Origin of the sequence: Wolbachia endosymbiont (group A) of Sicus ferrugineus (assembly GCF_947251515.1) — a bacterium.
Lineage (GTDB): Bacteria > Pseudomonadota > Alphaproteobacteria > Rickettsiales > Anaplasmataceae > Wolbachia.
The window spans coordinates 591858-606648 of the sequence record NZ_OX366370.1 but is presented as its reverse complement, the minus strand read 5'-3'; the positions used below and the strand labels follow the sequence as shown (position 1 = coordinate 606648).

At 34.7% G+C, this 14791-nt stretch carries 11 protein-coding genes and 4 pseudogenes; 14 read left to right on the top strand and 1 reads right to left on the bottom strand.

Annotated elements, in window-relative coordinates:
- The first annotated feature begins 32 nt into the window (after positions 1–32).
- From OPR24_RS03145 to OPR24_RS03115, 7 genes and pseudogenes are all read left to right on the top strand, one after another.
- Entirely contained in the window at positions 33–233 is a 201-nt protein-coding gene (locus OPR24_RS03145; RefSeq protein WP_265033916.1) for a hypothetical protein, read from the top strand.
- A 51-nt stretch (positions 234–284) separates the two neighbouring features.
- A pseudogene (locus OPR24_RS03140) lies at positions 285–1296 on the top strand (IS630 family transposase).
- A 166-nt stretch (positions 1297–1462) separates the two neighbouring features.
- A complete protein-coding gene (locus OPR24_RS03135; protein WP_265033915.1) occupies positions 1463–3310 on the top strand; it encodes an ankyrin repeat domain-containing protein in 1848 nt (615 codons plus the stop codon).
- A 280-nt stretch (positions 3311–3590) separates the two neighbouring features.
- Positions 3591–3902, top strand: coding sequence for an ECH_0659 family protein (locus tag OPR24_RS03130; RefSeq protein ID WP_007548422.1), 312 nt, complete (start codon positions 3591–3593; stop codon positions 3900–3902).
- Between the two features lie 293 nt (positions 3903–4195).
- A pseudogene (locus OPR24_RS03125) lies at positions 4196–5207 on the top strand (IS630 family transposase).
- 3 nt (positions 5208–5210) lie between these two features.
- Positions 5211–5612, top strand: a complete 402-nt coding sequence (locus tag OPR24_RS03120; RefSeq protein ID WP_320157129.1) for a hypothetical protein — start codon at positions 5211–5213, stop codon at positions 5610–5612.
- 99 nt (positions 5613–5711) lie between these two features.
- Positions 5712–7043 carry a DNA recombination protein RmuC gene (locus OPR24_RS03115; RefSeq protein WP_265033984.1) on the top strand — a complete coding sequence of 444 codons (1332 nt, stop codon included), beginning with the start codon at positions 5712–5714 and terminating at the stop codon, positions 7041–7043.
- A 116-nt stretch (positions 7044–7159) separates the two neighbouring features.
- Here OPR24_RS03115 and OPR24_RS03110 read toward each other — a convergent pair.
- A pseudogene (locus OPR24_RS03110) lies at positions 7160–8171 on the bottom strand (IS630 family transposase).
- A 541-nt stretch (positions 8172–8712) separates the two neighbouring features.
- Between OPR24_RS03110 and OPR24_RS03105 the strand changes: the two are divergent.
- From OPR24_RS03105 to OPR24_RS03075, 7 genes and pseudogenes are all read left to right on the top strand, one after another.
- Positions 8713–9270: a leucine-rich repeat domain-containing protein gene (locus OPR24_RS03105; RefSeq protein ID WP_265033914.1), complete on the top strand. Its 558-nt coding sequence runs from the start codon at positions 8713–8715 to the stop codon at positions 9268–9270.
- 152 nt (positions 9271–9422) lie between these two features.
- Complete coding sequence (locus tag OPR24_RS03100; RefSeq protein ID WP_265033911.1) at positions 9423–9656, top strand: hypothetical protein; 234 nt, start codon at positions 9423–9425, stop codon at positions 9654–9656.
- Between the two features lie 348 nt (positions 9657–10004).
- Entirely contained in the window at positions 10005–10913 is a 909-nt protein-coding gene (locus OPR24_RS03095) for an Rpn family recombination-promoting nuclease/putative transposase (RefSeq protein WP_265033909.1), read from the top strand.
- Positions 10914–10933: 20 nt separating this feature from the next.
- Positions 10934–11458 (top strand): pyrimidine dimer DNA glycosylase/endonuclease V, encoded by a 525-nt coding sequence (locus tag OPR24_RS03090; protein WP_265033907.1) that lies wholly within the window; start codon positions 10934–10936, stop codon positions 11456–11458.
- Positions 11431–11667, top strand: coding sequence for an RpnC/YadD family protein (locus tag OPR24_RS03085; protein WP_265033904.1), 237 nt, complete (start codon positions 11431–11433; stop codon positions 11665–11667). The genes OPR24_RS03090 and OPR24_RS03085 overlap by 28 nt, the downstream gene beginning before the upstream one ends.
- A gap of 163 nt (positions 11668–11830) precedes the next feature.
- Positions 11831–12842: pseudogene (locus tag OPR24_RS03080) on the top strand (IS630 family transposase).
- A gap of 475 nt (positions 12843–13317) precedes the next feature.
- Positions 13318–14790 (top strand): hypothetical protein, encoded by a 1473-nt coding sequence (locus OPR24_RS03075; protein ID WP_265033902.1) that lies wholly within the window; start codon positions 13318–13320, stop codon positions 14788–14790.
- Position 14791 lies beyond the last annotated feature (1 nt).

The window sequence follows — 14791 nt, the reverse complement described above, 5'->3', positions numbered from 1 at the left end:
TACAAATGGTTAATTTTTAGTGAGGCTTTGGTATGACAAAAGAAAATTCTACATCTAGTGAGTTAGTACACAACAATGAATTATTGAGCATTATAACGAAAAAAGTAACAAAAGGAAAGCACAAACACCTACACCCAGAAGTTGGGAAAGACAAGACTCTCAACAAATGCAAGGGATTGTTCAAGGAAGGGGCTAGTCCTAATACCAATTCCCACTATACAAAGAACGGATAGACAATAATGGGAAAAAAGCCATACTAAAGTAAGTGAAGTAGCGAGGTATAAATGGCATTAAGATCAAAATTATTGGATGAAAAAGTAGTAGAATCAGCAAAAGAAATGCTGAAGAAAGTAAGGAACAATGCATATGTTTCAAAAAAACTAAATGCTGTAATTGCGGCAAAAAAGCATAGTATAACGGCTGTAGCAAAAATATATTGAATTTCAAGAAGCGCACTAACTTCGTGGATAAAACTCTTGAAATTTGGCAGAGAAGAAAAACTGTTTGCTCCTCCATCACGCCGTAGAAAAACTAAATTAAATCAGGCTCAACTACAGCAAATTGAAGCATGTATAGAAGAAAATCCTAATATTACCATTAAAGAAATGAGAATAAGAATCCAGGAAAAGTTCGGATTAAATATCAGCAAATCTACAGTACACCGCCATATGCAAAAGATGAAATTTTCATATATTACACCAAGACCAGTACACAACGTACAAGATAAAAGTAAACAAGAGGAATTCAAAAAAAAATCTCAATGAAGTTATTGGCAAGTATCCAGAAAAAGAGCTATTTTTCTTTGATGAATCAAGGTTTGGCACACATTCGAAAGTTGGGCATGGATGGTTTAAAAAAGGCACTAGGACTCGGGTTAAAATAAAATTAGGTAGGCATAATTTTTATCTCTACAGTGCAGTTAATCCTAAAAATGGAGAGAGTTTTAGCTTATTTGCACTAAATGTTAACACTGATTGCATGAATGTATTTCTTGAGCAAATGTCGCAATATCTAGGGACAAGAGAAGCTGTTCTTGTTATGGACTGTGCTAGTTGGCATAAGTCAAAAAATTTAAAGGTAGCTAAAAATATTGAGATTATATACCTACCTCCATATTCACCTGAACTCAATCCTGTTGAGAGGCTTTGGTTATATATAAAACAGAACATTTTGCGCAATAAAATATACGATACAATTGCTCTGCTTTAGGGTGCTTTGTGCAAATTTATTACTTCTCTTGCCAGCTCCACAATTAAACAACTCTGCAATTTCTCCTATTTGACTGACCAACAATGAGAATTGGTATTAGATTATACCATTATAGAGTGAACCAGTGTCAGCTACTTGGATGACAGACAAGAAAATGTTTATGACTAATTTTTAGATCAAACATGGAATTTCGACAAACTTAACTTTTTTGTGAGATGGTTCAGCAATAATAAATAAATTAAGTGTAAAGGTTATGGCAATAGAAAAGGAAAAGTTTTTTGAAATAATACGCAATGTGAGTGAGAGTAAAGATTTGAATGAGGATAATTTGCTCCAAAAAATAAAAGATGAGTTACATAAAAAAGATTATGCAGAATACGACAAGTTTAAACGTAATTTTGGTAAGGAGCATCAGTTCAGTATAAAAATTTCAGACAAAATAGAAAATTGGACATTATTACATCTTGCTGTGGCATGTGACAATAAATTGACAGTAAAACTTCTGCTAAAAAAGAAAGCAAGTGTTAAAACTCGAGTCAAAGATGGATCTAATGATGGACGAACTGCTTTGGGCATTGCTATTTCGAATAATGATCAAGAGATAATACAGCTTTTACGAAAAGCAAATCCTCAATTAGAAAAGAATAAAGACAAAACTCCAGAAGGTTTAGTTGTGAACGGGAATAATGCAGCTGCTGAGCCAGCAAATGTTATAAGTCCTTACTTGAAACAACACGATGCTACACGTAATGATAAACAGACTTCTGTTACGGGTGAAAGTAGTGACAGTACAGTAGTTGAGCAATACCCATGTGTTAGTGTTAAGAGTAGGATAGAAGAAATTGAGTCACCGAAAAAACCAAATGCTACACGTAATGATAAACAGACTTCTGTTACGGGTGAAAGTAGTGACAGTACAGTAGTTGAGCAATACCCATGTGTTAGTGTTAAGAGTAGGATAGAAGAAATTGAGTCACCGAAAAAACCAAATGCCACACGTAATGATAAACAGACTTCTGTTACGGGTGAAAGTAGTGAAAGTACAGTAGATGAGCAATACCCATGTGTTAGTGTTAAGAGTAGGATAGAAGAAATTGAGTCACCGAAAAAACCAAATGCTACACGTAATGATAAACAGACTTCTGTTGCGGGTGAAAGTAGTGACAGTACAGTAGATGAGCAATACCCATGTGTTAGTGTTAAGAGTAGGATAGAAGAAATTGAGCCACCGAAAAAACCAAATGCTACACGTAATGATAAACAGACTTCTGTTGCGGGTGAAAGTAGTGACAGTACAGTAGATGAGCAATACCCATGTGTTAGTGTTAAGAGTAGGATAGAAGAAATTGAGCCACCGAAAAAACCAAATGCTACATATAGTGATAAACGGATTCTTACTGATGAAAGTGATAGTGAGGACAGCGGTCTAGAATTAGGACTTGAGACTGCATCTAATACCTCTTCCCACTCCAAAATAAATCATGATGGGGCAAATCATGTTGAGAAAAATGTTGATAATCAGACTCTGGAAAACGCACTGCGATCTCAAAAGGAAGAAAATCAATCACTAAAACAAAAAATACAAGATCTAGGAAATGAAAACACAAAGCTTAAGGATAAATTAGACAAAACAGAAAGTCAGTATTCTAAAGCAGAAGCGTTGTTAGAAAAAACGCAAAAGGAACTAGAAGAATCAAAAAGTTGCATAGCTGGACATGAGACTAAGTTGAAAGAATTCAATAAAGAGAATGAATCACTAAGACAAGAAATAAAAAATCTGAAAAATGAAAACACACCACTTAAGAGTGAACTGGGCAAAACTAAAACAAATGAAGTGTCGCTAGAAAAAGTAGGAAAAAGACAATTTTCCCCAAAAGTTGCCTATGCGAGCCTTGCAGCTATGTTAGTAGTAGGTGCTGCTCTTAGTATTGCTTCCGGATTGTCTGCTCTATTAATAGTTGCAGCTTCTGTGGTATCTGCACTTATAGCTGGTGGTATTACATACACAATATCAAGACCCATCGCTGAACCAAAACCTACCACTGAATTGAAAGAAGTGAATATTCAAGGTTCAGCACAACATGGTGTTTGTAAAACTTGATTTGTACAGCACCCATAATTGTACGAGCATTGCAATATGGTACATAGTAAACGATGTCATGAAAGTAGCTGACACTGGAATCCCAAAAAAAGGATGACAGGAAAAGGAGGCTACTTGCATGACAAGAAAGGGGCTACTTGCATGACGAGCTGGGATAACACCTATAGCCCTAGCGCGTGACTAGTAAAAAGTATTTGCAAGTTACACAGTAGTGTGAATTTTTTACTTCGGTAGTTTTTCATTATCATTATACTCATAATAGTAGTTGAGTTTAATTGATATGAAAACTTTTACGAAAAATTTTAAAAATAACGAAAAAAAGCTAGAGGAGTTTAATAAGGAAATTGAAGATATAACAACTATAGCTCAAGATAAATTTGCACATGAACTTGAAAATATCGCATATGACAGTGTGCAAAAATTTCGCAGTCTGCTTGCTAAAGAGTTAAACTCCATCTTCAATAATATTCATTCTCAAAATGTTAATCTACTAAAATCCAGCCTAGTTGAATATGCTATAAGTTCAAATTTTATCAATAAAAAAGGAGAAACAGCTTTAATACGTTCTCTTCTTAATATATTCATACGATAAAGAATTCAAGCACTCAGAGTTGTATAAGTATTGCTGCGCCAATTCAACTTAATATTGAATGCAAGCTGCATAGCTAAAGTAAGTAAGATTTGCCCCACGCTGTCACGATAAACGAGGTAAACCTTACTTATTCTAGCTATATACAAAAAAGGAGGGTTATTATGTCAATAAGATCTACTTCACCAAGAATACATGTGCAACGTAAATCTCATACCAATTCCCACTATACAAAGAACGGATAGACAATAATGGGAAAAAAGCCATACTAAAGTAAGTGAAGTAGCGAGGTATAAATGGCATTAAGATCAAAATTATTGGATGAAAAAGTAGTAGAATCAGCAAAAGAAATGCTGAAGAAAGTAAGGAACAATGCATATGTTTCAAAAAAACTAAATGCTGTAATTGCGGCAAAAAAGCATAGTATAACGGCTGTAGCAAAAATATATTGAATTTCAAGAAGCGCACTAACTTCGTGGATAAAACTCTTGAAATTTGGCAGAGAAGAAAAACTGTTTGCTCCTCCATCACGCCGTAGAAAAACTAAATTAAATCAGGCTCAACTACAGCAAATTGAAGCATGTATAGAAGAAAATCCTAATATTACCATTAAAGAAATGAGAATAAGAATCCAGGAAAAGTTCGGATTAAATATCAGCAAATCTACAGTACACCGCCATATGCAAAAGATGAAATTTTCATATATTACACCAAGACCAGTACACAACGTACAAGATAAAAGTAAACAAGAGGAATTCAAAAAAAAATCTCAATGGAGCTATTAGCAAGTATCCAGAAAAAGAGCTATTTTTCTTTGATGAATCAAGGTTTGGCACACATTCGAAAGTTGGGCATGGATGGTTTAAAAAAGGCACTAGGACTCGGGTTAAAATAAAATTAGGTAGGCATAATTTTTATCTCTACAGTGCAGTTAATCCTAAAAATGGAGAGAGTTTTAGCTTATTTGCACTAAATGTTAACACTGATTGCATGAATGTATTTCTTGAGCAAATGTCGCAATATCTAGGGACAAGAGAAGCTGTTCTTGTTATGGACTGTGCTAGTTGGCATAAGTCAAAAAATTTAAAGGTAGCTAAAAATATTGAGATTATATACCTACCTCCATATTCACCTGAACTCAATCCTGTTGAGAGGCTTTGGTTATACATAAAACAGAACATTTTGCGCAATAAAATATACGATACAATTGCTCTGCTTTAGGGTGCTTTGTGCAAATTTATTACTTCTCTTGCCAGCTCCACAATTAAACAACTCTGCAATTTCTCCTATTTGACTGACCAACAATGAGAATTGGTATTAGAACTACGTCTTGCAGATGATATTCAACAAAAGCTAGAAGATTATAAACACCCAAAAAATAATGGTAAATATCGTATGAGAATATACTGCAATAAAAATGATTTTAACATTAATTTTAGTAAGAAAGATAAGGATGGTTCCTTATCTCTACTTATTAACACGCTGCAAAAAACAGATGATAAACAAGTACTTAGTGATACAAGTAAAATTAAAAAGTCCTTAGGCTTGGAGAGACGGTTGACATCTGTTGCAATAGATTTTATATGTAAATATCAATCTGTTGAAAGTCCTAAACTTGAAGTGCCCACAAATAATGGCGTACCAAGTTCAGAAACTACTAGTCCAGAAGCAGAACAACACACTGTTGATACTGATCTATCAGTTAATGCATAGCAACCCTTTATAAAAAAGAGCACCTAAAGAGGTGCTCTTTTTTTCTTTCTTATACACACAAAAATCATATAGAATTGTAAACACAGTTCTTTTATTATGATGCTTTTCAATTCTATAGCTCTGGTTGTCTCTCTATTACTATTTTTCTACATTATCGTAAAAAAAATGAGCGAAAAGAAAGCAAACCTTGAGGGTAATTTATGTAAATTAGAGCAAGAACTTCAAGAGATAAAACAAAGTTTGCTTACGAAGAATGAAGAAATAGTTGATTTAAAGATCAAAAAAGCAGAGCTTGAAGTAACTCTGCAAAAAGAACGTGAGGAAAAGAAAAAGGAAATAGAATTACTAACAAAAGCAGAGGAGAGATTAACAAACACTTTTAAAGCGCTCTCTCTTGATGCTTTGCAGACAAATAACAATAATTTTCTGAACTTAGCGAAGGAAGTAATCGATAGTAAATTAAAAGAAACGGAAAGCGATTTTAAAAAAAGACAAGCAACGATTAACGAAGTTGTAACTCCGATAAAAGAAAAATTAGAAAAATTCGATAATGAAATACGTGAGCTAGAAAAGGAGAGGGTAGGGGCCTATGAAGGTTTAAAGGAGCAAATTGGAGCGCTGATGAACCAAACTTCTAGCCTTGCTAATGCCTTGAGAAAGCCCCACATCAGAGGAAAGTGGGGTGAAATGCAGTTAAAGAGAGTGGTAGAAATGGCGGGAATGATTGAATATTGCGATTTTTTTACTCAGCCGTCAGTGGTTGATAAAAACGAGGATAATTTATTGCGTCCTGATTTAATAATCAAAATGCCATCTGGAAAGCAAATAATAATAGATGCTAAAGTGCCGCTTGATTCTTACATGGATGCTATATCACAAAATGATTTGCAAATACAAAAGGAGAAATTAAAGAATCATTCCCTGGCAATAAAAAAACACATAAATGACTTGGGTAAAAAAGAGTATTGGAATCAATTTGAAAATACGCCAGAACTTGTGGTGCTTTTCTTAACAGGGGAAGGGGTTTTTAGCGCAGCACTGGAATATGAGCCTGCTTTGATAGAGATTGGAGTGGAAAAAAAAGTGATCATTGCAACACCGATCACTCTAATTGCGTTGCTGAGAGCAATAGCATATGGATGGAAGCAAGAGATGATAGCTGAAAATGCAAAGAAAATCAGTGAACTAGGTCATATTTTATATGAGCGCATTTGCACAATGGGCGAAAACTTTGATAATTTGCGCAGGAGCTTAAAAAGTGCTGTCGATCATTATAATAAAACTGCTGGTTCGCTTGAAGCAAGGGTGTTTCCTGCTGCCCGAGAATTCAATAAGCTTGGTATACATGCAAAAAATAAAAGTTTAAGTGCTGCAAAGAAATTAGAGTCCTTACCGCGCAGTTTACATACTGGGGAATTGAAAGTAGATTAGACTTCTATTGCACTAGCAAACAAAGAAAGTATTGTTTGTGGCGGAAAATTATTACTTAAATATTTCTCACTCAAGTTTCACTTTAGATCTATAGCTAGTGCAAGTCATACCAATTCTCATTGTTGATCAGTCAAATAGGAGAAATTGCAGAGTTGTTTAATTGTGGAGCTGGCAAGAGAAGTAATAAATTTGCACAAAGCACCCTAAAGCAGAGCAATTGTATCGTATATTTTATTGCGCAAAATGTTCTGTTTTATGTATAACCAAAGCCTCTCAACAGGATTGAGTTCAGGTGAATATGGAGGTAGGTATATAATCTCAATATTTTTAGCTACCTTTAAATTTTTTGACTTATGCCAACTAGCACAGTCCATAACAAGAACAGCTTCTCTTGTCCCTAGATATTGCGACATTTGCTCAAGAAATACATTCATGCAATCAGTGTTAACATTTAGTGCAAATAAGCTAAAACTCTCTCCATTTTTAGGATTAACTGCACTGTAGAGATAAAAATTATGCCTACCTAATTTTATTTTAACCCGAGTCCTAGTGCCTTTTTTAAACCATCCATGCCCAACTTTCGAATGTGTGCCAAACCTTGATTCATCAAAGAAAAATAGCTCTTTTTCTGGATACTTGCCAATAACTTCATTGAGATTTTTTTTTGAATTCCTCTTGTTTACTTTTATCTTGTACGTTGTGTACTGGTCTTGGTGTAATATATGAAAATTTCATCTTTTGCATATGGCGGTGTACTGTAGATTTGCTGATATTTAATCCGAACTTTTCCTGGATTCTTATTCTCATTTCTTTAATGGTAATATTAGGATTTTCTTCTATACATGCTTCAATTTGCTGTAGTTGAGCCTGATTTAATTTAGTTTTTCTACGGCGTGATGGAGGAGCAAACAGTTTTTCTTCTCTGCCAAATTTCAAGAGTTTTATCCACGAAGTTAGTGCGCTTCTTGAAATTCAATATATTTTTGCTACAGCCGTTATACTATGCTTTTTTGCCGCAATTACAGCATTTAGTTTTTTTGAAACATATGCATTGTTCCTTACTTTCTTCAGCATTTCTTTTGCTGATTCTACTACTTTTTCATCCAATAATTTTGATCTTAATGCCATTTATACCTCGCTACTTCACTTACTTTAGTATGGCTTTTTTCCCATTATTGTCTATCCGTTCTTTGTATAGTGGGAATTGGTATTAGCTTTTATGTAAAATTTAGAAATGAAAACTATCTACATCTGTAGAAATTCCTAGCTTACTTCGCTATCTTTCATCAATTAAGCACTCTCCCAAATCATCAAGCTCCTCTTTTCCCTCTAATGATCTTCTTTACCAAATGACACGTTCGAACTTTTCTATATAATAGTTCTACTATACCGCAAAGTCAGCTATATTAGCCTACTTTCACTATGTTTATATACGAATTAACGTACCTAACTTTATTGGAACAATTTTACGTTTTTATTTTCACAACGCCGCTTTTATTTAAATTGTTCTCACAAATATACGTACTATTTTCACGTTTTTGAAGAAAGTAAATAATCAAATCTTTTGTGACGCTACAGAGTCTGGTATTTTCTATAAGTTTTTACATAATTGACAATCACTGAAATACTGGCTAAAATATTTATATGATAATGTTTAGTAGGGAAAAGAATGGATTTTAATGAACATATTAAGGACGGTGTCCTTTATTGTCATTGCGCCGTAAACGTAAGTGAACTAGTAAGCTTTTTACAAAATAGAACAGACGTTACAAAACTTAGTTTGTACGGAGCAGAAATTGGCAATGAAGGTGCAAAAGAATTAGCTAATCTTACAAACCTTACTACACTTGATTTGACATATAACAATATTGGTGATGAAGGTGCAAAAGCTTTAGCTAGTCTTACAAATCTTACTGCACTTGGTTTAGAACGTAATAATATTGGTACTGAAGGTGCGAAAGGGTTAGCTAAGCTCACAAAGCTTACTGAACTTAATTTAGAAAGCAACCAGACTGGCGCTGAAGGTGCAAAAGCTTTGGCTAATCTTACCAAGCTTATTGAACTTAATTTAGAGAAGAATAAGGTTGGTGATGAAGGTGCAGAAGCTCTAGCTAACGGTAAGCTTACAAATCTCAAATGGCTTAAGTTATCGGGTAATAGAATTGGCGGTAAAGGTACAAAAGCTTTAGCTAATGTAAATTTGCAGAGCTCGGCCTGCTTAGTTTAGCACACAACAATATTAGTGATGAGGTTGTAAAAGAGTTAGGAGATAAATCTAAAAATTTTACTATATCTTTATGTAATAAAAAACCACAAGTTAAACCTAAAGACAACAAATACTATGCTTGTGGCGGGAGAGTAATTGGTTTATTTTTAGGTTTGAGCATAGCATATTTTGCAGGAGCTGCTGCTCTAACTCCTGTTGGTGCTGTTGCGGTGTTTCTTGCAGCTGCAGTAGTTGGTGCATTGGTAGGTTATGGTATTGGCAAATTTTGTGAAAAAGTTAGTGAAGAGAAGCAAGAAGATCCCGATATAGATACGTGGGATGCTGTTAAGAGCGTCCTTTCTAGTGTATGGACTACTGGGTACAATAAATCACCAGTGTGTTCTTAATCCTATCAGCATATGCAAAAGCTTTATTCCTTTAAGTAACCTAAATCCAACATTTTAGTCTATTTTTATCCTATTTTAGATACATACTAGTGCACCTAGCTATGATAGTTTCGCATTTTTGGAAAGAATTAAAGCAGTCAATAAACAGGCTTATTGTATTACCTAAAGATAGATATATTTCTTTGAAAATTTGTGTGCGTTTGGACCTCTAAGGTGCGTAGTAGCATTCTAAAGCCATCCATGGGAGACATTTTTTTCATCAACGCATTCAAAACTTAAAAAAATAAAAAACTTGAACATTTCTTCAGAATTGTGTATAATTGTTAATGCTTTTTAGGTTAGTTCGTTATGGCTCTTTCGAAGTTTCTCGATCCAAAGAATGATGTCGCCTTTCGCCGTATCTTTGGTACTGAAAAGAATAAAGATATCCTCATTTACTTTCTCAACGATATTCTGGGCTTTACTGGCAAAAATGCAATACAGGATATAGAGTTTTTAAGTACTATTCAAGACCCTGATATTGCCTCTAAAAAGCAAAGCATTGTTGATGTGTTGTGTAGGGATTCCACAGGAGTGCAATGCATAATTGAGATGCAGGTCGCTAAAACTAAAGGATTTGAAAAACGTGCCAAATACTATGCTGCCAAAGCCTATTCAAGACAGGCTGACAAGGGCGATCAATACCATGACCTTAAGGAAATTATCTTTATTGCTATAGCAGATTGTATTTTATTTCCTGATAAGTCTGAGTATAAATCAAAACACACTATTCGCGATGAAGATACTAATGAACATGACCTAAAAGATTTCTACTTTATCTTTATTGAGTTGCCTAAATTTCCAAAAACCAAAGAGGATCAGCTTTCAAGTATTGTTGAGAAATGGATCTACTTCTTTAGATATGCAGATGAAACTAGTGAAGAAGAGCTAGAAAGAATAATAGGAAGTGATCTAATAATTAAAAGAGCTTATGAAGAACTAAATAGGTTCAACTGGTCTGAAAAAGAATTTATTGCCTATGAACAAGAGATCAAGCGTATTCGTGATGAACAGGCTGTACTCGCTCAAAAACTCGATGATGCTAAACAAGAAGGTAGGCAAGAAGGCATCCAAATCGGTCATGAAAAAGGCAGAAAAGAGGGTGAAAAGCAAGCTAAAATAGCAGTTGCAAAGAATCTACTTAAAGCAGGTGTTTCTATTGATATTATAGCTCAAACTACTGGTCTTACAGTTAACGAAGTCAAAGACTTAAGCTAATTCTATCTTTGGGTGTCTAGATGAACATCTTTATACTAGATGAAAACCCAGCAATTGCGGCTCAAATGTTATGTGATAAGCATATAGTAAAAATGCCATTAGAAACTGCTCAATTATTGAGTAATGTTTTTTCAACAGCATTGAAAGTGCCAAATCCTTTTGTCAGTATCATAAATCAGAATATAGAAGTCCCATATAAACTGACTCACAACAATCATCCTTGTTCTTTGTGGGCTAGGCAATCGAAAGGGAATTTTTGTTGGTTGATAGAGTACGGAAGAGAATTATGTAAAGAGTACACTTGGCGATACAAAAGAAAGCATAAACCAGAGGAAGTAATAAATTGGTGTGATAGTAATAAGGATTTACTCATTTTTCGATCAACTGATATGCAAGCTTTTATACAAGCACTGCCGGATCAGTATAAATGCAGCAGTGCTGTGGAAGCTTATAGGAGATATTATCTCAAGGAAAAGATGAGATTTGCTAAGTGGGAAAATGGCAGAGGAGCACCAGATTGGATAATAGGAAATCCTGCTACGTAATACCACAGCTAATACAGCTCATAAATAGAGAAGCCATCCAAATCGAACATGAAAAAGGCATCCTAATCGGCGAAGAAAAAGGTGAAATGAAAGCTAAAATAGCAGTGGCAAAAAATTCACTTAAGGCCGTTGTCTCTATAGATGTTATAGCTGAAATCACCGGACTTTCCCTTGACGAAATCAAACAACTTCAGGAAGAAATTGTCTGACATGATCTTTGTAGCTGCTTGTTCACTGTTGGATCCTTTAAACAGGTTCTAGGTTTATCATCTGTTTTCCCTGGTAACTGGTACCAATTCCCACTATACAAAGAACGGATAGACAATAATGGGAAAAAAGCCATACTAAAGTAAGTGAAGTAGCGAGGTATAAATGGCATTAAGATCAAAATTATTGGATGAAAAAGTAGTAGAATCAGCAAAAGAAATGCTGAAGAAAGTAAGGAACAATGCATATGTTTCAAAAAAACTAAATGCTGTAATTGCGGCAAAAAAGCATAGTATAACGGCTGTAGCAAAAATATATTGAATTTCAAGAAGCGCACTAACTTCGTGGATAAAACTCTTGAAATTTGGCAGAGAAGAAAAACTGTTTGCTCCTCCATCACGCCGTAGAAAAACTAAATTAAATCAGGCTCAACTACAGCAAATTGAAGCATGTATAGAAGAAAATCCTAATATTACCATTAAAGAAATGAGAATAAGAATCCAGGAAAAGTTCGGATTAAATATCAGCAAATCTACAGTACACCGCCATATGCAAAAGATGAAATTTTCATATATTACACCAAGACCAGTACACAACGTACAAGATAAAAGTAAACAAGAGGAATTCAAAAAAAAATCTCAATGAAGTTATTGGCAAGTATCCAGAAAAAGAGCTATTTTTCTTTGATGAATCAAGGTTTGGCACACATTCGAAAGTTGGGCATGGATGGTTTAAAAAAGGCACTAGGACTCGGGTTAAAATAAAATTAGGTAGGCATAATTTTTATCTCTACAGTGCAGTTAATCCTAAAAATGGAGAGAGTTTTAGCTTATTTGCACTAAATGTTAACACTGATTGCATGAATGTATTTCTTGAGCAAATGTCGCAATATCTAGGGACAAGAGAAGCTGTTCTTGTTATGGACTGTGCTAGTTGGCATAAGTCAAAAAATTTAAAGGTAGCTAAAAATATTGAGATTATATACCTACCTCCATATTCACCTGAACTCAATCCTGTTGAGAGGCTTTGGTTATACATAAAACAGAACATTTTGCGCAATAAAATATACGATACAATTGCTCTGCTTTAGGGTGCTTTGTGCAAATTTATTACTTCTCTTGCCAGCTCCACAATTAAACAACTCTGCAATTTCTCCTATTTGACTGATCAACAATGAGAATTGGTATCAGCTAAGTATAAACCAGATAACCCCAAACAAATAAGCTCTCAGTCTGTAATCCATAAAGCTTCTGATTTAATAGATACGATGTACTCATATAATTTTACTACAAAACTAATAATATAAAAGTTTTCTGATGTATGGTCCCAGAATGTGATCTTGAGTGTTAATTATAAATAATTCGGGAAATTTCGTCTCTGTAGACATATTAAGAGCTATGTAACGAATGTTTATATTTGTGAGTAATAGTAAGGTTCAAGGTAAGGAAAATGGTAGTGAGGTAAAGTAGAATAACGTTGATTTGATAATTTAAGCTCATCTTCCCTCTTGCTACATCTCTCTTTATATCTCCTCTTTTGCAGCAGGTCTATACTTGCTGCTTAAATTTAGGTGCACACTAATTTTTCGATTTGCATATTATTCTAATGCTTATATAATGCCTTCATTGAATATTTGATTTTGAGGTAATAAGATGCCAAAAAGTAAAACTAAACGTGGAACAGAAGATTTGAAGGGTAATGCAGGCCCAAGCAAAAGATCTCGTCTCAGTTCTGATCCTAAAAAAGATAAAGAGGTCAGCTCTGGTAAAGTAATAAATAAGCTGAAGGATGTTGTTAAAGGTCATAGAACTCCAGCTATTGAGCAATGGGTCAAGGCTCACCCTGTAACAGTAGAGGGTCTAACAGTTGAGCAATCGGACCTCTTATGTAATGCGTTTCGTGATGAATCTTGTTGGTCAGGTGCGATACTAGATGTTGCTAAATTGGTAGGAGAATTAGCTAAATCAGGTGTGTTGAATCCATTTGCTATATATAAAATAGCATGTATTGAGTGTGTGGAGAGTGAAATTAAGCAATTATTTGACAAGGCGTTAGAGTCTTTTAGATCTGATTTATCTCATAAAGGCGCATGTGAGGAAGATAGGAATTTAGCTTGCAGTGATGAGCTTGCAAGAGTTGAATTGTTAAGTTCCATGGGAAGACGTGATCCTGTTTTCAATTTCTGGATTGATCAAGAATCAGGTAACCTTAGAGAAAATATAGAAGCAGAAGATGGATTTAATAAGGCTGTAGACTTCAAGTGGAGTAAGGGAGTGGAACACTTCTATAATCGTCTGTGTTCTGAAGAAAAATTAGGGAAAGAAGGGCGAGAAAAATTGCTAGTTTCTGCTATTGCAAAATTATCTCCATTGCAATCTAGCTATAAACTTGCTTCTACCTTAAATTCCCTTCTAGGTAAAGTCATAAGCACAAAAGTAGATCATAAGTCACTACTCGGGCTACCGAATAAGAAAGATAGGGGTGTGATCTATCGTCCTCTTAGTTGCTTAGTAGAGCATGGTTTTCTTTGCACAACTAAGTATGTTATACAGTACTTGAGCGAGGGATGTTCGAGATCTGAAGTAGAGGAAATGCTTTCACCTAGAGGATATGCACATCTTCTCTCATCGCTTTCATTTGTTGCAGTTTCTAAAGATTATGACTTGGATAACAGGAATGAAGCAAGGTCAGCTATTAGCAGTCTTTGGAGATCTAGTGTATTTGACCAAAATAAAATAAATGTTGTCGATCCTTTTAAAGATAGGATTGCTTTTGTTGCAATGGAGAATGCAATTTCAAATTTGATTGTAGATCAGGAGAACAGTAAGGATACTCAAAGTGCTGGCGATGGTGAAAAAGTTGATTTGGTCTTGAGTATTTTAAAGTTTGCTAAAGATTGTTGTTCAGACAAAAGCTTTAAATCATTAAAAGAGAGGATAGCAAATAGTTTAGATAAAACAAGGAATTCTAAGATGATAGATGCAACTAGCTCCTGCAATTTAATAGAAGAGTTGTGTAAGTCGGCGAGAAATTTGAATTTATCCTCTGCTAGCACTGAAGGTCCTCAATCCACGTTAGCAGGCACTAGTGTTAGTGGTTCGCCTGTTGTAGTTATTAACAAGTAGG